General features: G+C 60.7%; 20 protein-coding genes. 5 read left to right on the top strand and 15 right to left on the bottom strand.

What is annotated here, in order from left to right; genetic code table 11:
• Positions 1-101: 101 nt before the first annotated feature.
• The 9 genes from ACTIEN_RS04520 to ACTIEN_RS04560 form a co-directional block, all read right to left on the bottom strand.
• Positions 102-368, bottom strand: a complete 267-nt coding sequence (locus tag ACTIEN_RS04520; RefSeq protein WP_439521917.1) for an amidophosphoribosyltransferase — start codon at positions 366-368, stop codon at positions 102-104.
• A gap of 96 nt (positions 369-464) precedes the next feature.
• Positions 465-1,922 (bottom strand): amidophosphoribosyltransferase, encoded by a 1,458-nt coding sequence (gene purF / locus ACTIEN_RS04525; protein ID WP_439521998.1) that lies wholly within the window; start codon positions 1,920-1,922, stop codon positions 465-467.
• Positions 1,923-2,042: 120 nt separating this feature from the next.
• Positions 2,043-2,615 carry a CvpA family protein gene (locus ACTIEN_RS04530; protein ID WP_439521918.1) on the bottom strand — a complete coding sequence of 191 codons (573 nt, stop codon included), beginning with the start codon at positions 2,613-2,615 and terminating at the stop codon, positions 2,043-2,045.
• A 31-nt stretch (positions 2,616-2,646) separates the two neighbouring features.
• A complete protein-coding gene (gene radA, locus ACTIEN_RS04535; protein ID WP_439521919.1) occupies positions 2,647-4,014 on the bottom strand; it encodes a DNA repair protein RadA in 1,368 nt (455 codons plus the stop codon).
• Between the two features lie 57 nt (positions 4,015-4,071).
• Complete coding sequence (locus ACTIEN_RS04540) at positions 4,072-4,917, bottom strand: DNA repair protein (protein ID WP_439521920.1); 846 nt, start codon at positions 4,915-4,917, stop codon at positions 4,072-4,074.
• A 166-nt stretch (positions 4,918-5,083) separates the two neighbouring features.
• The gene (locus ACTIEN_RS04545) at positions 5,084-5,524 is read right to left on the bottom strand and encodes a paraquat-inducible protein A (RefSeq protein WP_439521921.1); all 441 of its coding nucleotides are present in this window, start codon (positions 5,522-5,524) and stop codon (positions 5,084-5,086) included.
• Between the two features lie 3 nt (positions 5,525-5,527).
• Positions 5,528-5,914 (bottom strand): hypothetical protein, encoded by a 387-nt coding sequence (locus ACTIEN_RS04550; RefSeq protein WP_439521922.1) that lies wholly within the window; start codon positions 5,912-5,914, stop codon positions 5,528-5,530.
• The gene (gene alr, locus ACTIEN_RS04555) at positions 5,911-6,948 is read right to left on the bottom strand and encodes an alanine racemase (RefSeq protein ID WP_439521923.1); all 1,038 of its coding nucleotides are present in this window, start codon (positions 6,946-6,948) and stop codon (positions 5,911-5,913) included. The genes ACTIEN_RS04550 and alr overlap by 4 nt, the downstream gene beginning before the upstream one ends.
• Before the next feature lie 117 nt (positions 6,949-7,065).
• Positions 7,066-8,556: a replicative DNA helicase gene (locus tag ACTIEN_RS04560; protein ID WP_439521924.1), complete on the bottom strand. Its 1,491-nt coding sequence runs from the start codon at positions 8,554-8,556 to the stop codon at positions 7,066-7,068.
• A gap of 265 nt (positions 8,557-8,821) precedes the next feature.
• Here ACTIEN_RS04560 and ACTIEN_RS04565 point away from each other — a divergent pair, with 265 nt between their 5' ends.
• A complete protein-coding gene (locus tag ACTIEN_RS04565; protein ID WP_439521925.1) occupies positions 8,822-9,541 on the top strand; it encodes a vWA domain-containing protein in 720 nt (239 codons plus the stop codon).
• On the opposite strand, the gene ACTIEN_RS04570 is transcribed toward ACTIEN_RS04565, so the two are convergent.
• From ACTIEN_RS04570 to ACTIEN_RS04585, 4 genes are all read right to left on the bottom strand, one after another.
• The gene (locus ACTIEN_RS04570; RefSeq protein WP_439521926.1) at positions 9,504-10,178 is read right to left on the bottom strand and encodes an orotate phosphoribosyltransferase; all 675 of its coding nucleotides are present in this window, start codon (positions 10,176-10,178) and stop codon (positions 9,504-9,506) included. The genes ACTIEN_RS04565 and ACTIEN_RS04570 overlap by 38 nt on opposite strands.
• Positions 10,179-10,384: 206 nt before the next feature.
• Positions 10,385-11,425 (bottom strand): dihydroorotase, encoded by a 1,041-nt coding sequence (gene pyrC, locus ACTIEN_RS04575; protein ID WP_439521927.1) that lies wholly within the window; start codon positions 11,423-11,425, stop codon positions 10,385-10,387.
• Between the two features lie 32 nt (positions 11,426-11,457).
• Complete coding sequence (locus ACTIEN_RS04580) at positions 11,458-12,408, bottom strand: phosphoadenosine phosphosulfate reductase (RefSeq protein ID WP_439521928.1); 951 nt, start codon at positions 12,406-12,408, stop codon at positions 11,458-11,460.
• 101 nt (positions 12,409-12,509) lie between these two features.
• Positions 12,510-13,565 carry a glycosyltransferase family 2 protein gene (locus tag ACTIEN_RS04585; protein WP_439521929.1) on the bottom strand — a complete coding sequence of 352 codons (1,056 nt, stop codon included), beginning with the start codon at positions 13,563-13,565 and terminating at the stop codon, positions 12,510-12,512.
• 152 nt (positions 13,566-13,717) lie between these two features.
• Between ACTIEN_RS04585 and ACTIEN_RS04590 the strand changes: the two genes are divergently transcribed.
• Together ACTIEN_RS04590 and ACTIEN_RS04595 are read left to right on the top strand one after the other, a co-directional pair.
• Complete coding sequence (locus ACTIEN_RS04590; protein ID WP_439521930.1) at positions 13,718-14,626, top strand: AAA family ATPase; 909 nt, start codon at positions 13,718-13,720, stop codon at positions 14,624-14,626.
• A 61-nt stretch (positions 14,627-14,687) separates the two neighbouring features.
• On the top strand, positions 14,688-15,938 hold the full coding sequence (locus ACTIEN_RS04595) for a vWA domain-containing protein (protein ID WP_439521931.1): 1,251 nt from the start codon (positions 14,688-14,690) through the stop codon (positions 15,936-15,938).
• A gap of 39 nt (positions 15,939-15,977) precedes the next feature.
• On the opposite strand, the gene purL is transcribed toward ACTIEN_RS04595, so the two are convergent.
• Positions 15,978-18,137 carry a phosphoribosylformylglycinamidine synthase subunit PurL gene (gene purL, locus ACTIEN_RS04600; RefSeq protein ID WP_439521932.1) on the bottom strand — a complete coding sequence of 720 codons (2,160 nt, stop codon included), beginning with the start codon at positions 18,135-18,137 and terminating at the stop codon, positions 15,978-15,980.
• A 267-nt stretch (positions 18,138-18,404) separates the two neighbouring features.
• Here purL and ACTIEN_RS04605 point away from each other — a divergent pair, with 267 nt between their 5' ends.
• Positions 18,405-19,412, top strand: coding sequence for an HWE histidine kinase domain-containing protein (locus tag ACTIEN_RS04605; protein ID WP_439521933.1), 1,008 nt, complete (start codon positions 18,405-18,407; stop codon positions 19,410-19,412).
• A gap of 178 nt (positions 19,413-19,590) precedes the next feature.
• On the opposite strand, the gene ACTIEN_RS04610 is transcribed toward ACTIEN_RS04605, so the two are convergent.
• The gene (locus tag ACTIEN_RS04610) at positions 19,591-20,511 is read right to left on the bottom strand and encodes a LysR family transcriptional regulator (protein ID WP_439521934.1); all 921 of its coding nucleotides are present in this window, start codon (positions 20,509-20,511) and stop codon (positions 19,591-19,593) included.
• 165 nt (positions 20,512-20,676) lie between these two features.
• On the opposite strand from ACTIEN_RS04610, the gene ACTIEN_RS04615 reads away from it, so the two are divergent.
• Positions 20,677-24,099 carry an indolepyruvate ferredoxin oxidoreductase family protein gene (locus ACTIEN_RS04615; RefSeq protein ID WP_439521935.1) on the top strand — a complete coding sequence of 1,141 codons (3,423 nt, stop codon included), beginning with the start codon at positions 20,677-20,679 and terminating at the stop codon, positions 24,097-24,099.
• Positions 24,100-24,121 lie beyond the last annotated feature (22 nt).

Consider the following 24,121-nt stretch of genomic DNA (forward strand, 5'->3'; position numbering starts at 1 on the left):
TCGAGACATCGGCGGGGGTTTTCTTTTTGGGGGGCGCTGTCGCCGTCGCGCAAGCGCGACTCCTCCGGGATATTTTTGAACCAGAGAAGATCGGGTCGCGTTCAGGAATTTGGTGCGGGCATTTCGAGCCAGTGCGCGGTGCCATTGCGGGCCAACGCCACGCGACCCTCTTCGATGGCAACGATGGTCTTACCGTTCACGGTATCGCCACGCGACACGGTGGCGGTCTTGCCGCCACGCAGTTTCAGCAGGGCCTGCAGATCGGACTGTGATCCGAAGGTCCCGAGCAGGGTCAGCGCGCCGCCGAGGTCGCGTGTGGTCTGGGTCGCCTCTTGGGCCACCTGAGGCGGGGTTGGTTCTTGTGCCATGATGCTTGCGTTATCTGTTTCAATCGCCTGCCAGATGGGGGCGATTACAGGCAATGAAAAGCAGGCATTTTGCCCTGCGCGGAAGGTCGCCGAGGGTTATTCGGCGGCCTTCATCTGGAAGCCTTTTTCCAGCATGTCCGATGGTTCCACCGGGTATTCGCCAGAGAAACAGGCATCGCAATATTGCGGGGACTTTGCGTCGCGGCCCGACGATTCGCCGACGGCGCGGTAGAGACCATCGAGCGAGATGAACTTGATGCTGTCGACGCCGAGATGGACGCGCATTTCCTCTTCCGACATGGTGGCAGCCAACAGTTTTTCCCGTTGCGGCGTGTCCACACCGTAAAAGCACGGCCATGCGGTGGGGGGCGATGCAATGCGGAAGTGCACCTCGGCGGCACCGGCATCGAGGATCATTTCCTTGATCTTGCGGCTGGTGGTGCCACGCACCACGCTGTCATCGACCAGCACCACGCGTTTGCCCTTGATCAGGGCACGGTTCACGTTGAGCTTGAGACGGACCCCCATGTTGCGGATCTGTTCGGTCGGTTCGATGAAGGTGCGGCCCATGTATTGGTTGCGGATGATGCCCATGCCGTAGGGGATGCCGCTCTCGTGCGCATAGCCGATGGCGGCGGGGGTGCCGCTGTCGGGCACCGGGCAGACCAAATCGGCCTCAACGGGTGTTTCGCGCGCCAGTTCGACACCGATCTGGCGGCGGGTTTCGTAGACCGAGCGGTCTCCGATGATGCTGTCGGGGCGCGAGAAATAGACATGTTCAAAGATGCAGAACCGCGATTTCTGCGGCCGGAAGGGACGGATAGATTCGACGCCATGTTCGGCGGTGATCACGACCATTTCTCCGGGGTCGATCTCGCGCACATATTCGGCGCCGATGATGTCCAGCGCGCAGGTCTCTGACGAAAGCGCCCAGCCATCCCCGATCTTGCCCAGCACCAGTGGACGCACGCCCAGCGGATCACGCACACCGATCAGTTTCGTGCGGGTCATGGCCACAACCGAGAACGCGCCTTCAACGCGGCGCAGCGCGTCTTCCATGCGTTCGGGGATGTTTCGCTGAAGGGAACGGGCCATCAGGTGGATGATACATTCACTGTCGGACGAGCTTTGGAAGATCGAGCCGCGGTCGATCAGTTCGCGTCGCAGTGCAACGGCATTGGTGATGTTGCCATTATGGGCAATCGCCGCGCCGCCCATCGAGAATTCACCGAAGAAGGGCTGCACGTCGCGAATCTGTGTCGGGCCTTTGGAGCCGGCGGTGGAATAGCGCACATGGCCGATGGCCAGTTCGCCGGGCAGCGTTTCCATCAGCTTCTGGCTGGTGAAGTTGTCGCGCACATAGCCGAAGCGGCGGGCAGAGTTGAAGCCATGCTCGGGATGGTGCGAAACGATCCCTCCGGCTTCTTGCCCGCGATGTTGCAGGGCGTGCAGGCCGAGGGCCACGAAATTAGCCGCATCGGTCACGCCGACAACGCCGAAGATTCCACATTCTTCTTTCAGCTTGTCGTCGTCGAATGGATGGGCAGGTGGCATCTGGGTGTCGGACAAATCGGGTCTCCGAATCCGTGGCAGCAGAGGATGCCCCCTCATAAGCGCCACAGCGCCCAGTGTCACGAAACTATCATGTGTCCGTGACAGGATGACAGGGTCAGTTTAGGTGTCGCTGCCACTTGGCGCATCACAGACGCCGACAAGCGCTTCATATTGCGCCGTTATCCAGCCAAGCGCCTGTTCCGGGTTCTGATCTTCGATCTGACCGGTGAAGCGACTGAACACCACGGCAGAGCGGCTGTCGTCGATCATCGCGATATCCTGCGAGGTGATCACCACCTGGTAGACAAAGAACGCCACCGCCACGAGCAACACGCCGCGCGCCACGCCAAAGAGGAAGCCGAACGCTTGATCGACGCCGCCAAGGGCCGAGCGTTGCACCAGTGTGGAGAAAAGCGGTGTGAAGAAGGACATGATCACCAAAGCGATGGTGAACACGACGGCAAACCCGCCAATCACGCTGAGTTCGCAACTGCCGGTCATGAATTCGCCGATCACCGGAACCTCGGTCATCAGGGGACGCAGCTGCGGGCCGAACATGAAGCCCAGCACGGCTGCCGCGATCCAGCCCAAAATGGCCATCATTTCCCGGACAATGCCGCGGGAATAAGCCAGTAGCGCGGAGAGAACGATGACGACGGCGACAACGCCGTCAATAATGGTGAACCCTTCCATCGGCCCCTTGCCCTTCTTTTCCCGGATGGCGCTAACCTGCGCCGAACACATCACCAACAAAACTTGCCAAAGCGTCAATTTCGGTTGCCGTGATCCCGTCACGGGGCACCGATTTACCACCCTTTGGCACTATCGCGGCGGTAAAACCAAGTTTTTGTGCCTCTTTCAACCGATTTTCGGTCTGCCCCACCGGACGCAGCGCGCCAGACAGGCTGATTTCTCCGAAAACCACCGTCTCGGCAGGCAGCGCGATATCTTCGCGCGCCGACAAAAGTGCCGCTGCAACGGCCAGATCGGCTGCCGGTTCGCTGACCTTCATTCCGCCTGCAACGTTGAGATATACGTCCATTCCGGCAAACGGGATGCCGCAGCGCGCCTCGAGTACGGCCAGGATCATGGCAAGCCGTCCGCCATCCCATCCGACAACGGTGCGGCGTGGCTGGCTGTGTGGTGTCGGGGCCACAAGTGCCTGAAATTCCACCAGAACCGGGCGGGTGCCTTCGATTCCGGCAAAAACCGCCGATCCGGGCGATGGATCGCCGCGTTCGGAGAGGAACAGGGCCGAGGGATTCGCCACTTCGGCGAGGCCCGCTCCGGTCATTTCGAACACGCCGATTTCATCCGCAGGGCCAAAGCGGTTCTTCACGGCGCGCAGGATGCGGAACTGGTGGCCGCGTTCGCCTTCGAAATACAGAACCGTGTCCACCATGTGTTCGACAACGCGGGGCCCGGCGATCTGCCCGTCCTTTGTGACATGGCCCACAAGGATCACAGAGGTGCCACGCCGCTTGGCAAAGCTGGTCAGCTCGTGCGCAGAGGCGCGCACCTGGGACACGCTGCCCGGTGCGCTGGCGACGTTGTCGGCCCACATGGTCTGGATCGAGTCGATGATCGCCAGATCCGGCTTTTCGTTTTCCAGAGTCGTGAGGATGTCGCGCAGGTTGGTTTCCGTGGCGAGTTTCACCGGCGCGTCGCGCAGCCCCAGTCGGGCCGCACGCATCCGCACCTGTGCGCTGGCCTCTTCGCCGGAAATGTAGATGACCTTTAGGCCCGCATTGGCGAAGGCGGCGGCGGCCTGCAACAGCAGGGTGGATTTGCCGATGCCGGGATCACCCCCCACCAGAAGCGCCGAGGCAGGAACCAGACCGCCGCCCAGGACGCGATCAAGTTCGGCCATGTTCGATTCCGTGCGCGGGGGTGGTTCTTCCGTGCCAGAGAGATCCCCAAGCGGCAGGGACCGTCCTTTGGCCGCGCCCAGCGTCTTGGTCGAGGGGCCGGCCGCCAAAGGCACGTCTTCAACGATGGAATTCCATTCGCCACAGGCATCACAGCGACCCGACCATTTGGTCGTGCTGTTGCCACAGGACTGGCAGACAAAGGTTGCGGTGGATTTCGCCATGACGCCGCTTGTGGCCCAAGCGACGCTGGCCTGCAAGCGGCGGCGGCTTGCTTGGTGTTATTCGGCAGCGCGCCGCGCGAGAAGGGCGACGATGCGGTTGTCGTCATTATCCGGGAAATGTGCCGGATCATCCCAGTCGGTTGCGGTGGTTTCGCCTTTTGGATTGAGGTTTGCAACGCTGCGCGGCGGGATCACCGGGGTATCGTCCGTGGTGTGCAATTCCGGCAGGATGTCCGACAGTTGTTCGTTCAGGCGCGTCAACTGGGCCTGTGCCACACTTTCCTCGAGTTCGATCTTGTCGACCCAGACCCGCATCTGCGCAGCCGTGGCCTTGGCCTCATCAAGACGGGAGTTGAATTCCTCGATCTCTTGCTGCCGCTGGATCAGGAAGTCGCGCGCGCGCGCGACGCTGCGGTCGGAATAGGTCAGCGCAAGGTCTTTCGAGACATGGCTCATCTGGCTGGCCACTTCGAGAACCGAAGGTTCGAGTTCTGCCAGATCCGGGTGATCGCGCAGGAAAGACATGCGTTCGCGGACCGAATCAAATTCAGAGCGCATCTTGAACACGCCGTCGCGGTCTGACGCGTGGGACAGGCGATAGGCGCGGGCGACGTCCTCCATCGCGATCTGAAACCTGCGATGCGAGGTTTCAAGCGCCATCATCCGGGCGTTTGCAGGCAGGAAAAAGCACAGACCCAGCATCAGCGCTGTCACGCCGATCTGTACCACCAGTCCGGCCTCGGGGTAGGCGACACCCCCAAATGTAGCGGTCATCTCAAGCCACGGGGCATATCCGGACGCGCAGGCCAACGTGTATCCAAGCAAGCCGAGGCCAAGCAGCGCCACGGCGGCAAACATCAGTCTTTGCATCAGCCAGACCACGGCAACCACGAACGAACGCATCGCACCCATCATCGAAAAACCCCCAGAAACCATCTAATCGGTTGGCAACATAGGCGACATTATGCCGAACATGGTGTTGGACATACTGTTTTTTAACGATTTTTCCGACTGGCCGCAAAGAAGTGAACAAATCGCAGCAATCGGTGTGATTGTTTCCAAAACGTGATCAATACTGTGTCTTGCGCGCCTCAGCGAGGCTGATCAGAACCGATGTGAGGATACAGGCGGTGAACAGGTACAGCCCCCACGCCGTTTCAATGCGTCCAATGCCGATGCCCTTCACGATGGTGATATAAAGCGCGATCAGAAAAACATCCGCCATGGCGAGTTTGCCGATGAGTCTCAGTGCAGGCAATGTCTGTCGGCCAAGCAGCCCGAATTGCACCAGCGCAAGACCCAGCGTTTTCACATAGGGCGCAAACAAGGCAAACACCGTAACGACCAGTGCAAGCACGATATCGGTGCCCCACAGCGCCTGCAGCCCGGTCAGCACACTGATTTCGCTGAGCCCGAACAGCGGCAGAAGACCGGCCCGCATCAGCGGCGCCACCCATGCCACCGGATAGAGCACCAGAAGCGTCAGGTTGATCCATCTGAGTGCCGCCATAATCTAGAACCGGGTTGCCAGCCACAGACCGAGAAACGCCAGCAGGCCCACCAGATGGACAAAATCAATCCAGCGCCAACGCCGGGCGGGTAAGCCAAAGCTGATGGCAAAGATCGCCGATGTGAACAGCGGCAGCGTCAGACCGCCGCCCATTGCCATCCACCGCGCGATATCGCCATAGCCGGGCGCGGATTGCAGGTTCAGGGCCGGGGCGTAAGTGGCAAAGATCGCGGCACCGCAGATCAGCAGGGTGATCAGCGCCACGGCCCGCGCCATCCCGCGCCCTGCGATCAGACGCAGCAGGGCAAGAAGGCCCAGCACTTCGAAAAACACGAAACGCTGAACAAAAATGAAAGCAACAAGGATCGGAGAGGGCTCGAAAAAGGTCATGCGCCGATATAGCGGCGGGCATAGCGCGACCCGAGCGACGTCAGGATCTCGTAGCCGATGGTGCCAGCCGCATCCGCCAGCGTGTCAACCAGTTGGTGCCGTCCCAACAGTTCCACGGTATCGGGCATGTCCTTGACCGCGCCGACGTCGACGCCGATCAGGTCCATCGAAACACGACCTACGATCTTGCAGCGTGTCTCGCCCGCCCAGACATAGGCTTTCGGCCCCATCGCGCGGATCACGCCGTCAGCGTATCCGGCGGAAATCGTGGCGATCGTGCTGGGCACACGGGCGACCCAGGTGTTGCCATAGCCGACGGATTCGCCGGGATTGACCTCGCGGACCTGAATGATCGGGATCGACAGTGATGCAACCGGCAGGGCGTCGACAAACGGCAGCCCGCCATAAAGCCCGATGCCCGGACGCGTCATGTCAAAATGATAGTCAGACCCCAGCAGCGTCCCACCCGTGGCGGCAAGCGACCGGGGCGCGTCAATGCCGTCGGTCATCTGGCGGAAAGTCTGAAGCTGAAACGCATTCATGCCGTGGTTCGGTTCGTCCGCGCAGGCCAGATGGCTCATGATCAGAACCGGGTTCTGGCTCAGGGCAATGTCGCGCAGGGCGGACCACTCGGCAGGCTCCATCCCGAGGCGGTTCATTCCGGAATCAAGCTGTATGCCAAACGGATGGCCGGGCAGCGCTTCGACATGGCGCAGCATCTGGTCGATGGAGTTGATCATCGGAACAAGATTGGAATCGCGCAGCAGAGGCGCATCGCCGTCCATATGCCCGCCATAGACGCAGATCCTGGGACCGGCGCCAAGCGCATCGCGGACGATCACACCTTCTTCGGCGAGGGCCACAAAAAAGGTGCGCGCGCCAGCCTTTGCCAGTGCCTTGGCCACCTGTGCAGCGCCCAAGCCATACGCGTTGGCTTTGACCACAGCGGCGGTTTCGCCCGCGTTCATGCCGGCCAGAGCCCGCCAGTTGGCGCAAATCGCACCCAGATCAATCGTTAAAACAGCCTGTGCCATGCGCGGTGTTTGTTCATCTCTGCACGGTGGGTCAAGCCGGAAAAAACGCAGACCGTTGTTTGGACGTGTGGTGCGGCGGATTTGATAGGGTGGCCGGGACGATCCGGCCACCTGCGCTTACATATCGTCCGCGCCTTGCTGCCAAGGTTTGATAAGGTTGCCAAAGCGGGTAAAGCGCCCTTCGAAGCTCAGTTCGACGGTTCCGATGGGGCCGTGACGCTGTTTGCCGATGACAACTTCGGCGCGGCCATGCAGGCGTTCCATTTCGTCCTGCCAGGCGGCCATCTTTTCCAGTTCGTGATCGCCGGGTTTTTCGCGTTCCTTGTAATATTCCTCGCGGAACACGAACATCACCACGTCGGCGTCCTGTTCGATCGACCCGGATTCGCGCAGATCCGACAATTGCGGGCGCTTGTCCTCGCGGCTTTCGACCTGACGCGACAGCTGGGACAGGGCGATGACCGGGATATCCAGTTCCTTGGCAATGGCCTTGAGGCCTTGCGTGATCTCGGACACTTCGTTGACGCGATTCTCACCTTTGCCGGTGCCTTTGACAAGCTGAAGGTAGTCCACAATCAGGACGTCCAGACCGTGCGTCCGCTTCAGACGGCGCGCGCGGGCGGCCAGTTGGCTGATCGGCAGGGCAGGCGTGTCGTCGATGTACAGCGGACAGGCTTCAAGCGATTTGGCGGCATCCACGAAGCGGCGGAATTCGGTTTCTGTCATGTCGCCGCGCCGGATCTGTTCAGAGGGCACTTCGGAGGCTTCCGACAGGATGCGCGCAGCGAGCTGTTCGGCGCTCATCTCCAGACTGTAGAACCCGACCACACCGCCTTCGACCGTGCCTTCGGTGCCATCAGGGCGCATGCCCTTGCGATAGGCCTTGGCAATGTTGAACGCGATGTTGGTCGCAAGCGAGGTTTTCCCCATCGACGGACGACCGGCGAGAATCAGAAGATCGGATTTGTGCAGGCCGCCCAGCTTGCGGTCCATATCCGTCAGGCCGGTCGAGATGCCCGCCAGACCACCTTCGCGCTGATAGGCGGCATTTGCCACATTCACTGCGTCGGTTACGGCCTTGAGAAAGCTTTGAAACCCGCTTTCCGTGCGACCCTGTTCAGCGAGTTTGTAAAGGGCCTGTTCAGCCTCCACGATCTGTTCACGCGGTTCCGAGGCGACATCGACCTTGGCGGCCTTGGAACTGATGTCCCGGCCCAGTGCGATCAGATCGCGCCGCACCGCCAGATCATAGATCATCTGCGCGTAGTCTCGCACGGCAAAGGAACTGATCGCGGCCCCCGCGAGACGGGCAAGATAGGTGGGCCCGCCCAATTCCTTGAGCCCTTCGTCGTCTTCCATGAACGCCTTGAGCGTCACTGGCGAGGCCAGGTTGTTCTTGGCAATCCGGGCGGATGCGATGTCGTAGATTCGCGCGTGCACCGGATCATAGAAATGTTGCGGCCCGATGATCGAAGCAACCCGGTCAAAGACATCATTGTTGGTGAGAATCGCACCGAGAAGCTGTTGTTCGGCTTCGATGGAATTCGGCATCGTCTCGGCGTTTTGAATTTCTGCGCCTGTCGGATTGAAAGTGGTGATCTCGTTCATGCTATTCCCCCGCGTACACCCGGGTCCGAGGTAGCGATATGTCCGTCGCAGGGCAAAATGTATATCCTGTGGAAAAGATGTGTATCACGAGCGATGCTTTATCTTGCGCTATTTCAGGGCCGCACGTCAATATCTGGTAGTTCAAGCGACTCACTGTAACGCAGTTGACACGCAGCAAGCTGCTTGTTCATGCGTGCGACGCCACGTTTACAGCAAGGCGCTGCGCATGCGAACGTGAGGTCAACTCGGGAAAGGCACGCGGGATATGAAAGCGATTCTGAACGCTCTGGTTGTTGTCGGTCTCGGGATTGCGCCGGTTGGCGCGCAAGAGGCCTGCACCCGCGATGCGATGGTGGTGTTCGACGGGTCCGGGTCGATGGCCGAAATGGGCTTCAACCTTTTGGACGAGCCGCGCATCTTCGACGCCCGCCGCGCGGTGCGCACGGTCATGCCGCAGGTTGCACCAACACGTCGGGTCGGGCTGGTGACGTACGGGTTCGGGCGGCGCGAAAGCTGTGCCAACGTTGTCGTCCGGTTCCCGCCGCAGCAGGATGCGGCGAATCGGATCATCTCGGAGATCGACCGCCTCCAGCCCGCCGGGGAAACGCCTTTGACCGAGGCGATTGCAGAGGCGGCGCGGGTCTTGGACTACAAGTCCAAACCGGGTGAGATCGTTCTGGTCACGGATGGCAAGGAAACCTGTGGCGGTGCGCCGTGTCAGCTTGCCGGGGAACTGGCAGCGGGAACGGACCTGACGGTGCATGTCATCGGATTTCGCATCCGCGGAGAGCATTTTGCCTGGCCGGACCAGCCACAGGACACGCTGGTCGAACCCGTCGCACGTTGCCTCGCCGATCGCACCGGTGGGATGTATGTGCAGGCAGAAACGCTGGATGATCTGATTGCCGCACTGCGCCAGACGCTGGGCTGTCAGGTGTTTGGCAAAGTTACTTTCGGGCGTCCTGCCATGCGCGGGGTTCTTTGAGGAAGGCTTCGACTTCGGTCAGGGTGGCGTCGTCGAACGTTCCCTGTGCTCGGGCCTCGGCCAGCACATCCCACCAGGTGCAAAGATGGTGCAGTTGCACACCGTGGTCGCCAAGTGTTTTCTCGGTATCGGGAAAGATGTCGTAGAAAAAGATCACAGCGGTATGGCCGCAGGTCGCCCCGGTTTCGCGGATCGCATCCACAAAACTGAGTTTCGATCCGCCATCTGTGGTGAGGTCCTCGACCAGAAGCACCCGCTGGCCTTCGCTCATCGCGCCTTCGATGCGGGCGTTGCGACCATATCCCTTTGGCTTTTTGCGCACATAGGTCATCGGCAAGGCCATGCGTTCGGCCATCAGAGCGGCAAAGGGAATGCCTGCGGTTTCGCCACCTGCGATATTGTCAAACGCCTCGAACCCCGCTTTGCGCATGACCGTGACGGTCAGGAAATCCATCAGGGTGGCGCGGATGCGCGGAAAGGAGATCAGTTTCCGGCAATCAATATAGGTGGCCGAAGGAAGGCCGGAGGCAAGAATAAAGGGATCCTCGGGCCGGAAATTCACCGCCCCGATTTCAAGCAGCATCCGCGCTGTCAGTCGGGCGATTTCTTCGGGCGTTGGATAGGCGGTCGGGATCATCGTCTGGCTCCGGCTTTTGGATGGCTTTAGCCGGTTTTCCGGACGAGGAAAAGAGCGCGCCAAGTGGACGGAGATCTATCGGAATGTCGGATCACAACGGGCCAGCGGCACAGAACCGAACGTATGTCCAACACGTCGCGCGTTGAGTCTTTTCGGGCGCAAAGGGCCATGTTGTCGACCGTCCAGGCACGGAACCCGGCAAACGATTACTCGGCCACCCTCCAATGCAGGGGCATCATCGGATCGAAGACCGTCACCGGGCCGTCTTCGGTTGCGATACTTTCAGGATAAGAGACCGGGTCGCCTTTGGTCAGGGTCATCGTGCCGGTATTCGCGGGCAGGCCATAGAACTTGGCACCGTTGATGCTGGTAAAGGACTCCAGCCGGTCCAGGGCATCGTCCTGCTCGAACACCTCTGCCAGGATGGACATCGTGTTGGTGGCGGTAAAGCACCCAGCACAGCCGCAAGGCAGCAGCTTGTTGGCATCGGTGTGTGGCGCGCTGTCGGTGCCCAGGAAAAACGTGGGATCGCCGCTTGTTGCTGCGCGGCGCAGCGCGATGCGGTGTTCTTCGCGTTTGGCGACCGGCAGGCAATAATAATGCGGCTTGATGCCCCCGGCGAGGATGTGGTTGCGGTTGATCACAAGGTGATGTGTGGTAATCGTCGCGCCGAGTTCGGGACCACCTTCGGTCGCGTATTCGACACCCTGCATCGTGGTGATGTGTTCCATCACGACCCGCAGGCCAGGGGTCGCGCGACGAATCGGATCAAGCACCCGTTCGATAAACACCGCTTCGCGATCAAAGATGTCGATGTCGCTGTCCACCACTTCGCCGTGAACACATAGCGGGCAACCGATCTCGGCCATACGGTCAAGCACCGCCCGCACCTTGTCGAAATCTGCAACTCCGCTTGCCGAATTGGTGGTTGCCCCGGCGGGATAAAGTTTGACAGCAGTGATGATCCCATCGGCATAGGCGCGCGCCAGATCGTCGGGATCCGTATCTTCGGTCAGATAAAGCGTCATCAGCGGCTGGAACGCGGATCCTTCGGGCAGGGCCGTCATGATCCGGTCGCGATACGCGGTGGCGTCGGCCGCGGTGACAACAGGCGGCACAAGGTTGGGCATGATGATCGCGCGGCCAAAATGGCGTGCGCTTTCGGGGGCCACGGCGCGCAGCATTGCGCCATCGCGCAGGTGCAGGTGCCAGTCATCAGGGGTGTGAATGGTGATCGTTTCGGTCATATGCGGCGCGTAGCATGCGGGCCGCACCGATGCTAGTCTTCCGCGTCGTCCGCAGCCGTGCCCTTTGCCTGCCGGATCGCCTTGAGCTTGCGCCGGTAACGGGGCGCGCCCCAGTTTTCGCAAATGTAGGAACAAACCGCCTCGGAAAGGGCAGGGCGGTCGGTCGCCTCGACAACCCCGAACAGTTTCTTGCAATACTGCACATAGCCACGCCGCTTGCGATAGAGCGCGGCATAGCTGACGTCATCCAGTGTTCCGGCCGCAGCCTGGTGCACCAGGTCGCTCAGCACATCCATCTGTTCGAAATGCGTCTGCATGCCGCTGCCCAGATGCCGGGCGCGAAAGCGGGTGTTGCCGGAGCGTTCGAAAAGCGCCGCATGCATCGCGCCAAGCGCCTCTTGCGGATCATAGAGGATGTAGGCCGCTTTCGCAGCTTCAAGCATGTCGGGCGCATAGCCATAGCGGTCTGTGAAATCGACCTTGCGCATATGGGTAAAACGATCGTCCCATTCGGTAACGCGCGGGTCCAGCGTGGCTTGTGGCTCAAGCGCGATCACGACCGCTCCGGGGGCTGCCACGGAAAAGGCGCAGGCGGCATAACCACAGGGGCCGGCCCCGTAAAAGATCACCTGATCGAAGTCTTCGAAGAATCCGTCATCGGTCATCTGGTCGAAAAAGCCGTACACCTCGCCGTCGCGGAACCAGGTGTCGCGATTGCTGATCACGGTCAGGCAGGACCAGCCCTTGTCACGGGCAAGATCAAAACCGATGGGGCGTGCATCGTCGGACAGCGCCTGGATCGCCGGAAGCGATTCAAAGCTGACCAGCAGGGTGTCGCCCTTTTCGACAAAGGCGGCATTGTGGTGTTTTCCAAGTGGTTCAAAAAAGCCGAATTCCGTCCCCAGCTCTTTCATCTCCTGAAGCCATTCAACCGGGCGCAGATCCGTCAGGGAAACTGTATATGGGTCGATATCGTCCTGCATGATCTACGTATCCTCGTTACCTTGCGCCCGCTGTCAGGTCATTGATTTGCGCAAGGTTTATCGGGGGATTTAGGCAGAATTGAGCCAAAATGCAGGGGACTCTATGAAGTTTGATCACCTCCCTGCGCCGCGATTTGCGCAGATTGTGTCAAGAGGGTCGCGGCCGCCACCGGGATCGGCTGTGAGGCAGGCGTCATCATGAGGCGACCATAGAGATCGCGGATGTGATCTTCCTGCAAAAGCGTGTCGAACCGGCTCCTGCGCCAGGCAACGGCGTTGTGATGCAAGGTCGCAAGGGTCGGGTCGCCAGCCAGTTCTGACCGGATCGGCCCTGCGCGTTCCCAAAGCGGCAGCGCGGTTGTGTCCTCTTCCGTGTTGAGGTTGCGTTCAACCCAGTAATCCAGCCCAAGCCTGTCGGCACTATGCACCGCGCGCCCCCGGTCGGATTTCAGCACATAGCTTTGAACAGCGCCCAACGGGTAATGGTTGAGCTGCACCAGCGCGTGCTGGGGAACGCGGTAGTCGGAAAAGACGCGTCCCGTGGCCATTTCAGGCGGCAGCGCGCGCCCTTCGCCATCGTACCAGCGGCTGTCGGGCAGACGCTCCTCCACCGGATTGCGGGGACGGTGGACGCCCAGATTGCGGTAGGTTTTGTCGTTGCGGAACAGGGTCTTGAACATCGACGCCCGCCATGGCCATGGCAACGGGTGCGGCGCGGCACGGGTGAATTGCACCGGCACGGGTGTATCGTCATAGGCGACAACACCCGCATTTCCGAAATTGCGCCAGGTGAGCGTGATTGCGGTTGCCTCGGGCAGTGCGCCGATCAGTGCGGGCAATGTCCGCGGGTCCACATGCACGTTGACGAACTCGTCGATATCCAGCGCAATCAGCCAATCGGCACGTTTCACCGCCTCCGCCTGTTTTGCCAGCTTGAGGCCGCTGAACTGAATCCCGCCCTTGCCGTAGGGCGGTGAATTGCGAAGGTGCGTCAGCCAGCCCAAGGCCTCCAGCCGATCCAGCATCGTGTCCGTGCCATCGTCGCAATCGTTGGACACCACGACAAAATCCGTCACACCCACAGTTCGGTGCCAGGCCAGCCAGTCCAGCAGAAAGGCCGCCTCGTTGCGGACACACAGAACGGCGGTGACAATCACGGCGACAAGGCCTTGTGGGCTAGGAAAATCAATGCGCTAACTGTGTCAGGTCGGCTCAGGTCCGTCAATTCGGATACGCCCCTTGCGACCTTGGCGCTATTGACCTTGGACGCGTGCACGGGGCAGCAAGGCCAGGGAAAGAGGAGGACTCCATGCAGACACCACAAAGCATCGACGCGGTTCAATCCATGCTGGCCGACACCGGCTATGTCTGCGGACGGGCGCTCGCCACCGTGGTGTTCCTGTCGCTGAAACTTGGCCGCCCGCTGTTCCTCGAAGGTGAGGCGGGTGTCGGCAAGACCGAGATCGCCAAGGCGCTGGCGGCCTCGCTGGGTCGCAAGTTGATCCGGTTGCAATGCTACGAAGGGCTGGACGCCTCCAGCGCCGTCTATGAATGGAACTTCCCGGCCCAGATGATCGCCATCCGCACCGCCGAAGCATCCGGCAATGCCGACCGCGAGATGCTGCAACGCGAGCTTTTCAGTCCGGATTTCCTTGTGGAACGCCCGCTTCTCGAAGCGATGCGCCCGGACGAGAACGGCGCTCCGGTACTGCTGATCGACGAGTTGGACCGTACGGACGAACCGTTCGAGGCGTTCCTGCTCGAAGCGCTGTCGGATTTCCAGGTGACGATCCCGGAATTGGGTACAATCCGCGCGCCCGAACCACCCATCGTGATCCTGACCTCGAACCGCACCCGAGAGGTGCATGACGCCCTGAAACGCCGCTGCCTTTATCACTGGGTCGACTACCCGGATTTCAACCGCGAACTCGAGATCCTGCACGCCCGCGCGCCCGAGGCCGCCGACACCCTCAGCCGCGAAATCGTTGCCTTCGTGCAGCGTTTGCGCACCGAGGACATCTTCAAGAAACCTGGCGTGGCGGAAACCATCGACTGGGCAAAATGCCTGCTCGCCCTCGACGTGATCGACCTGTCGCCCGAGGTGATTTCTGACACGTTGGGCGCGATCCTGAAATACCAGGACGACATCCAGAAGCTGCAGGGCTCCGAGGCCAAACGCCTGCTCGACGAGGCCAAGGCGTCGCTCGAACCGGCATGATGCTTCTTTGGGCTGAAAATACCTCGGAGGTCTGGAGGCAGAGCCTCCAGTCGGCCATGTAATGGCCGAATACATCCCTCTCGAACTGCCCGACGATCCCCGTCTGGCGCAGAACATCATCCATTTCGCCCGTGCGCTCCGCCGCGCCGGTCTGCCCATCGGGCCGGGCCGGGTGATCGACGCCATTCGCGCGGTTGAGGCGGCGGGGTTCACCGAACGGATGGATTTCTTCTGGACGCTGCACGCCTGTTTCGTGAACCGCCCCGAACACCGGGTGATCTTTGCGCAGGTGTTCCGGCTCTATTGGCGCGATCCGCGGTATCTCGAGCACATGATGTCCTTCATGTTGCCCGCCATTCGCGGCGTGCAGGAGGAAAAATCCGCCGCGTCCGGTGAAAAGCGCGCGGCACAGGCGCTGCTGGACGACAATCTTCCGGACGTGCCCGAGAACGAGCAGTCCGAAGAAGGCACCGAGATCGAGATAAAGTCGACCCTCACCATGTCGGCCGAGGAAAAGCTGCGCACGCTGGACTTTGAACAGATGAGCACCGCCGAGGTCGCCGAGGCCAAGCGCATGCTGGCCCGTCTGACCCTGCCGGTGAAACCGATCCCCTCGCGGCGCGGCAAGGCGTCGGTGTTGGGCAAGCAGGCCGATTACCGGCGCACCCTGATGAAATCCATGCGCCATGGTGGCGAGATCCGGTCCATCGCCCGCAAGACGCCCCGCCCGCGTTGGCCCAATCTGGTGGTGCTGTGCGACATCTCCGGCTCCATGAGCCAGTATTCCCGCATGGTGCTGCACTTCCTGCACGCCGTCGCCAATGAGAAAGGCGCGGGCTGGGCCAAGGTGCATGCGTTCACCTTTGGCACGCGCCTGACGAATATCACCCGCCATCTGGCAACCCGCGATGTGGACGCAGCCCTCAAATCCGCCGGGGCAGAGGCGCAGGATTGGGAAGGCGGCACGCGGATCGGGCAATGCCTGCACGCGTTCAACCGCGACTGGTCGCGGCGCGTCATGGGGCAGGGCGCGGTGGTGCTCTTGATCACCGACGGGCTGGACCGTGACGCAGCGGGCGCGCTGGAGAAAGAGATGGAGCGGCTGCACCTGTCGTCGCGCCGCCTGATCTGGCTCAACCCGCTTTTGCGTTGGGACGGGTTTGCGCCACGGGCCACCGGCATCCGCGCGATGCTGCCACATGTGGACAGCTTTCGCGCCGGGCATTCGATCCAATCGCTCGAAGAACTGGCAATCGCCATATCCCGCCCGGACGATCCGGGCGAAAAGACGCGGCTGATGGCGATGATCTAGGCACCCCGATGTGAACCGGAGTGCCAGGCGACGGTCAGCCTAGCCGAAATGGCCTGCAAAAGCCGATTTGTGCAGATCGACCAATTCGGCCAAAGGCGCCTGCGCGCTGCCGATCCTGACCGTATCGCCGGTAAAGCGGCCAACCGATGTGATGGGCACGCTGGCCTGTCCTGCGGCAATCATCAGCGCCTCGGCCTGATCGAAATTGCAGGCAACAAGGTAACGGCCCTGATCTTCGCCGAACAGCTTGGCCTGATCGGTGTCGTCAAGGACCACACCGACGCCTGATGCGCTTGCCATCTCGAACGCGGCCAGCATCAGTCCACCATCGCTCAGATCAGTGCAGGCCTTGATCAGATCGCGGTTGTCGCGGACGAAGTCGCCGTTGCGCCGTTCCGCGATCAGGTCGACCGCAGGTGCGTCGCCGTCTTCGCGGTTGAACACTTCGTACAGCAAGGCCGACTGCCCCAGATGGCCCTGGGTGTCACCGACCAGAAGCGCCACATGCCCGTCACGCGCACGGCCAAGGATTGGTTCTTCGCCAGCAGCGATCAGGCCAACTGCGCCGATGGTGGGGGTAGGCAGGATGCCCTGACCGTCGGTTTCGTTGTAAAGCGACACGTTGCCCGACACGATGGGCATGTCCAGCGCCTCGCAGGCGCGGCCGATCCCCTGCAACGCGCCGACGAACTGGCCCATGATCTCGGGCTTTTCGGGGTTGCCGAAATTCAGGTTATCTGTAGTCGCCAATGGCTTGGCGCCAACGGCGCAGAGGTTGCGGAACGCTTCGGCCACCGCCTGCTTGCCACCTTCGACCGGGTTCGCCTTGACGTAGCGCGGTGTCACGTCGGACGTGAAAGCCAGCATCTTGTCGGTGCCATGTACGCGGATCACACCCGCACCCCAGCCCGGGCCTTCGACCGTGTCGGCCATCACCATCGTGTCGTATTGTTCGAACACCCAGTTGCGGGCGCAGTAGTTCGGGCTGCCGATCAGCGCCTTGAGCGCGTCGATGGGATCGACGCCGGGCACATCGTCCAGCGGGGCGGGCGCTTCGGACGGGGTCCAGGGGCGGTCGTATTCCGGGGCGGATGAGGACAGGCGCGACAGCGGCAGGTCGGCCTTGACCTCGCCATTGTGCACGATGAGGAAACGATCTTCAGCGATTGTTTCGCCCACGATGGCAAAGTCGAGGTCCCATTTCTCGAACACCGCGCGGGCCTCGGTCTCTTTCGCCGGGTCCAGCACCATCAACATCCGTTCCTGTGACTCGGACAGCATCATCTCATAGGCGGTCATGTTGGTTTCGCGCTGCGGCACCTTTTCCAGATCAAGCCGGATGCCCAGCTTGCCCTTGTCGCCCATTTCCACCGCCGAACAGGTGAGACCCGCCGCGCCCATGTCCTGAATCGAGATCACCGCGCCGGTCTGCATCAGCTCCAGTGTGGCCTCCATCAGGCGTTTTTCGGTGAACGGGTCGCCGACCTGAACGGTGGGGCGTTTTTCCTCGATGCTGTCGTCGAATTCGGCAGACGCCATCGTCGCACCGCCGACGCCATCACGCCCGGTCTTGGCGCCCAGATAAACAACAGGTCGCCCGACACCGCTGGCAGCAGAGTAGAAAATCTTGTCCGCATCCGCCAAACCGGCGGCAAAGGCGTTCACAAGGCAGTTTCCGTTATAGGCCGGGTGAAAGCGCACTTCGCCTCCAACTGTCGGCACGCCGAAGCAATTGCCGTATCCGCCGACCCCTTCGACCACGCCATGCACAAGGCGGCGCGTCTTGGGGTGGTCCTTTTCACCGAAGCTTAGTGCGTTCATCGCTGCGATGGGGCGCGCGCCCATGGTGAAGACGTCGCGCAGAATGCCGCCAACCCCGGTCGCCGCACCCTGGTAGGGCTCAATGTAAGACGGGTGGTTGTGGCTTTCCATCTTGAAGACCACCGCCTGACCGTCGCCAATATCCACCACACCGGCGTTTTCGCCGGGGCCGCAGATCACCTGCGGGCCTGTCGTGGGCAGGGTGCGCAGCCATTTCTTGGAGGATTTGTAGGAACAATGTTCGTTCCACATCGCCGAAAAGATGCCCAGTTCGGTGAAGGTGGGTTCACGGTTCATGATCCGCAGAATTTCCGCGTATTCGTCGGCATTGATGCCATGAGCGGCGATCAGGTCTTCAGTGATGGCTGGGTCTTGCATGGTGGCATCCGGCAGCAAAGGGGCGTCGGGCGTGTCATATGCGATGGGCGCGCGGGAAGAAAGGGGCCAGCCGGAATTCCACAGCGATTGCGACTGGTCCCGTTCCCGGCAGAACCAGTTGTGCCTTGTTTCGGGATGGCGGAATTTTCTGATCTCAAGGCACCGGATTTCCTGATCTTGGGTCCGATGACGCGGATGGTCTGTTCACTCGCGCGTGAGAAGGGTAAAATCATCCTGAAGGTAAAAGGCCACGGAGGGCCACAACCCATGACGAAGTTTGTGGTGCCTGAGTACAGCCACTTGTCTCAGGCGGAAATGGAAGTTGGTCTGGAAGTCGCCCGTGTTGGAATCGGACGCGTTGATTATGTGCAGGACACCATCACGCTTGACGGATTGGCGGGAAAGATGTTCGGCCTGCCTGCGGGCAAGACAATTGCAAGGCCCACGTTCCACGCCTGCATCCATCCAGAAGACTGGCCCACGGTCGAGCGTGATGTCGAACTGTTGTTGATCCCCGATGATCCGGATGTAATCGACCTTACACATCGAATTGTGCGGCCTGACGGTGAAACGCGCTGGATCAGTGCGCGCAAGCGGGTGACGTTTGATCCCGAAATCTGCACGGATCGCCCCATCAACGGGGTCTTCGCTGCGGTCGATGTGACCGAATCAAAGCTGGCGCAGGAAGAAACGCGGCTCTTGATCGGTGAGTTGAATCACAGGTCCAAGAACCTGATTTCAGTCATCGACGGAATCAGCCGCTTGTTGGCCAGATCCGTCGCGCCCGAAGAGTTCCCCGAGAAACTGAGCGAACGGTTGATGGCCTTGTCGCGCAATCAGGATGCGATGGTGCAGGGCATTGGCGGGATTTTTGACATGCACGACCTGCTGCGTTCCCAAATTGCGCCTTTTGACGAGGATTTGCGATCCCGCGTCAAGATGGCCGGTCCCCCGTTGCGCGTGAAAGCCGCCGTTGCGCAGGTTCTGGGTATGGTGGTGCATGAGCTTGCCACGAATGCGGTAAAATACGGAGCGCTGTCGTGTGAGACGGGTGAGGTGACCGTCAATTGGTCGCACGCCCGGCATGGCGGTCTGGCCTCCCTGTCCTGGCTAGAGCAGGGCGGACCGGATGTCGTCGCCCCGACACACGCCGGCTTCGGATCGAAGGTGCTTCAGACCCTGCCCAAGCTGTCTTTGGACGCGGACGTGAACGTCGCCTACGATCACGGTGGTGTTCAGTATCTGCTCAAGATGCCACAAGACGCCGCTTGCTGACCGCAGCCCAAAAAAAAGGCCGAGCAATAAGCTCGGCCGAAGTCCAACAGGGAGGTATGAAGATGATGCGCAAATCAGCGTTCCATCTCATATCTGCTAAATATGTCAGCGCTCGGTTGCATGGCAAGAGGTATAGCCTACGACTTAGGTCATTCCCGTTATGCGTGAGGCGCATGGGTCACACATTCCCGACGCCCTCTGCCTCGAGCGCCTTGCGGGTCTGGCGGTGTGTGAAAATCTCTTCCTGAACGAAATCGCGGAATGCAGCGATACGCTTGGATTGGCGCAACTCTTCCGGATAGGCAAGGAAAACAGGGACTTCGACGGATTCGATGTTGGGAAAGACGCGCCTTACACTTGGGAAGTCCTCGATGATGTAATCGGGCAGGACACCGATCCCAAGTCCGGACAGCACACTTTGAAGCACACCGAAGTAGTTGTTGACGGTCAGCGTCGACTTGATGTCGTAGGTCAGCAATTCCTGAACCAGCATCATGCCCGCGCTGACCTGTGCGGCGCGGGGATTCTGGCAAATCAGACGATGGTTCGCGATGTCCTCGATATTCACAGGTGTGCCGTTCTGCGCCAGGTATTCCGGAGACGCGTAAAGCCGCATGCGAATGGCCATCAGTTTCTTGCGGATCAGGTCCGCCTGGCTGGGTTCCTTCATGCGCACCGCCACATCAGCCTCGCGCATCGGCAGGTCAAGCACACGTTCCTCGAGCATCAGGTCGATATTGAGGTCCGGGTATTTTTCATAAAGCTTGGGCAGGCGCGGGGCCAGCCAAAGCGACCCGAAGCCGATGGTTGTGGTGACACGCAGTTCGCCGAACACTTCTTCTTCGCTGTCGCGAATGCGGGCGGTTGCCGCCTCGATCCGTTTGTTCATGGATCGCGTCGCATCGAACAGCAATTCACCTTGTTCAGTGAGAATCAGTCCCCGCGCATGGCGGTGAAACAGGACCGTGTTCAGCGATTCTTCCAGCGCACGAATCTGCCGCGACACTGCCGACTGCGACAGGTGCAGGGCATCGCCAGCATGGGTGAGGCTGCCAGCGTCAGCCACAGCGTGAAATATTCTGAGCTTGTCCCAGTCCATAATAATCACTTTCAATCGTTAGCCGCCGTTTACATGACACAAACGCATATATGAACGACAACTTCATGTATCACTGAAAATTCAAGAAAAACCTGTGGTAAGGTCAGCAATTATGACCTAAATTTGTGCTAAACTAAAGGGACATTCCGCGCAGGGAGGCGTCGCATGACCAAATCCGAGATTACGCTGAACGACCGTTTCGATCTGAGCAAATCACCCGTTTTGCTGAATGGAACTCAGGCGCTGGTGCGGCTGATGCTGATGCAGAAGGCGCGCGATGTCGCTGCGGGGCTGAACACGGCTGGGTATGTGACGGGCTATCGTGGTTCGCCGCTTGGCGCTGTCGATCTGCAGATGAACAAGGCCGCGCGCTACCTGAAAGCCGCCGATGTCACGTTCAAGGAAGGTCTGAACGAGGATCTGGCCGTGACCGCGCTTTGGGGCGCGCAGCAAGCCGAACTGCGCGGCGAGGGCACGCATGACGGTGTCTTCGGCCTGTGGTACGGCAAGGGGCCGGGGGTGGATCGGTCTGGTGATGCGATGCGCCATGCCAACATGGCGGGGTCTTCGGCACATGGTGGTGTGCTGATGGCGATGGGCGATGACCATACGGGGGAATCCTCGACCGTGCTGCACCAATCCGAATGGGCGATGGTGGATGCCTACATGCCGGTGGTGTCGCCTGCCGGGGTGCAGGAAATTCTTGATTACGGGCTCTACGGATTTGCGCTTTCGCGGTTTTCCGGCCTTTGGGTCGGTCTGAAGACGATGAAGGACACGGTTGAGGCGACAGCGGTTGTCGATGCTCGCCCGGACCGGATGTCGTTTGTGGTGCCGCCATTTGACATGCCCGAAGGCGGGTTGAACATCCGTTTGGGCGACACACCGCACGCGCAGGAAGCGAGGATGATCGACCATAAGCGCTTTGCCGCCGAGTCGTTCTCGCACGCCAACAAGATGGACAAGCGGATGTGGGGCAAGCCGGGGGCAAAGATCGGCTTTGTCGCGGCGGGCAAGAACTGGCTTGATCTGGTGCATGCGCTGTCATTGCTCGGCATCGACGCAAACGAAGCCGAACGGCTTGGCGTCACCACTTACAAGGTGGGGCAGACCTGGCCGCTTGACATGAAGGGGTTCCACGACTGGGCCGAAGGACTCGACCTCATCGTTGTGGTTGAAGAAAAGCGCAAGCTCATCGAGGTGCAGATCAAGGAGGCGATCTTTGACGATCGCCAGGGGCGCCGTGTCTGGGGCTGGCACAAGGGCGGCGGGGCCGGGTCGATGCACGGGCCGGAACTGTTCCCGACGCGCGGCGCGCTGGACCCTATCCTGATTGCGCAAAAGCTGGGCGAGATCCTGATCGAGGAAGGTCGCGACACCGATCGCATCAAGGCCGGCATGCAAGCCCTTGATGAGGCTCGCAAAGCCGACAACGCCGAAGAGATCGCGGCGCGTCTGCCGTATTTCTGTTCCGGCTGTCCGCACAACTCATCGACCAAGGTGCCCGAGGGCAGCCGCGCCTATGCCGGGATCGGCTGTCACTACATGGTGCAGTGGATGGACCGTGAAACGCAGGGCTTTACCCATATGGGGGCCGAAGGTGCCAACTGGATCGGGGAATCCCTGTTCTCCAAAACTCCCCATGTTTTTCAGAACCTTGGCGACGGAACCTACAACCATTCCGGGGTGCAAGCCATTCGCGCAGCCATCGCGGCAGGCACGACGATCACCTACAAGATCCTCTATAACGACGCCGTCGCCATGACGGGTGGGCAGAAGAACGATGGTGGATTGTCACCGCAGCAGATCGCGGCAGAACTGCGCGCCATGGGGGTGCAACATCTTGCCGTCGTCTATGACGAGAAAGAGGATGTGGACTTCAAGGCGTTCCCGCAAGGCATTGAAATTGCAGAGCGGGCAGATTTGCAAACCGTGCAGGAGACCTTTGCAAAGACCCAAGGCGTGAGCGCCATCGTCTACATTCAGACCTGCGCCGCCGAAAAGCGCCGCCGCCGCAAGCGGGGTCAATTCCCCGATCCCGACAAGCGCGTGTTCATCAACACCGATGTCTGCGAAGGCTGTGGCGATTGTGGTGTGCAATCCAACTGCGTGTCCATCGTGCCAAAGGAAACCGAACTGGGCCGCAAGAGGGCGATTGACCAGTCGTCTTGCAACAAGGATTTCTCTTGTCTCAAAGGGTTTTGCCCGTCGTTCGTGACCTTGGAGGGGGCGCAGGTGAAAAAGGCGGCGACCGCGGATATCACCCTGCCGGACATGCCCAACCCCGATCTACCCGCCATTGACGGCACCTGGAACATGGTCGTCACAGGCGTCGGCGGAACCGGGGTCGTGACCATCGGCGCGGTGCTGGCGCAGGCGGCGCAGATCGACGGCAAGGGCGCGGGCATGATGGAAATGGCGGGCCTCGCACAGAAGGGTGGCGCGGTGCATATCCATTTGCGGCTGGCAAACCGTCCCGAGGACATCAACGCCATTCGCGTGGCGACGGGTGAGGCGGACGCGCTGATCGGTGGCGATCTTGTCGTCAGCGCCGGAGCAAAGACCCTGGGCCTGATGCGCACGGGGCGCACGGGTGGCGTTGTGAACAGCCACGAAATCATCACCGGGGATTTTACGCGCAACACGGATTTCGCCCTGCCGACCGACCGGCTGAAAGTCTCGCTCGAGGCGCGGCTACGGGAACGTCTGGATCTGTTCGATGCGTCCGAACTGGCCAATGCGACGCTGGGGGATTCGATCTTTTCGAACATGATGATCCTGGGTGCCGCATGGCAGCGCGGGCTGGTGCCGCTGACGCGGGACGCCATTGTGCAAGCGATTGACCTGAACGGGGCGGCTGCGGAAAAGAACATCCGCGCGTTCGAGGTCGGCCGTTGGGCGGTGCTGCATCCAGAAGACGCAAGGCGCGTGGCAGAACCCAAGGTGGTGGCCATGCCCAACACTCTGGAGGAGAAGGTCGCGTACAGATTTGACCATTTGGTAAAATATCAAAGCAAGCGCTATGCAAAACGGTATCGCAAACTGGTGGATCAGGTATCGGATGCACACCTGAAAGAGGCCGTGGCCAAGGGGTATCACAAGCTGCTGGCCTACAAGGACGAATACGAAGTGGCGCGGCTTCACCTTGAAACACGGCAAAAGGCGCAAGAGCAGTTTGGCGGTGACTTCAAGATGTCGTTCCACCTTGCGCCTCCGATCCTGAGCAAGACAGGTCCCGACGGGCGACCTGTGAAAAAGCAATACGGGGAAGGGATGCTGACCGGGTTCGGCATTCTGGCCAGACTGAAGGCGCTGCGCGGCACGCCTCTGGACCCGTTTGGCCGCTCGGACGAACGCCGCATGGAGCGAGCGCTGATCAAGCAGTACGAGGCGGACATGGCACACTGGCTGCCCAAGGCGCGTCCCGAAACAATGGATGCGCTTGTCGCGCTCGCGGAATTGCCGCTTCAGATCAAGGGCTTCGGCCCGGTGAAGGACGCCAACGCGGCAAAGGCCGAAAAGCGGCGAGAGAACATTCTGGCCATGTTGCGCGATGGCGGTGCAGGGCTGAAACAGGCGGCAGAGTAAGGGTTCGGGGACGTGACAGGCG

This window comes from Marivita sp. (assembly GCF_051859345.1).
Taxonomy (GTDB): domain Bacteria; phylum Pseudomonadota; class Alphaproteobacteria; order Rhodobacterales; family Rhodobacteraceae; genus Marivita.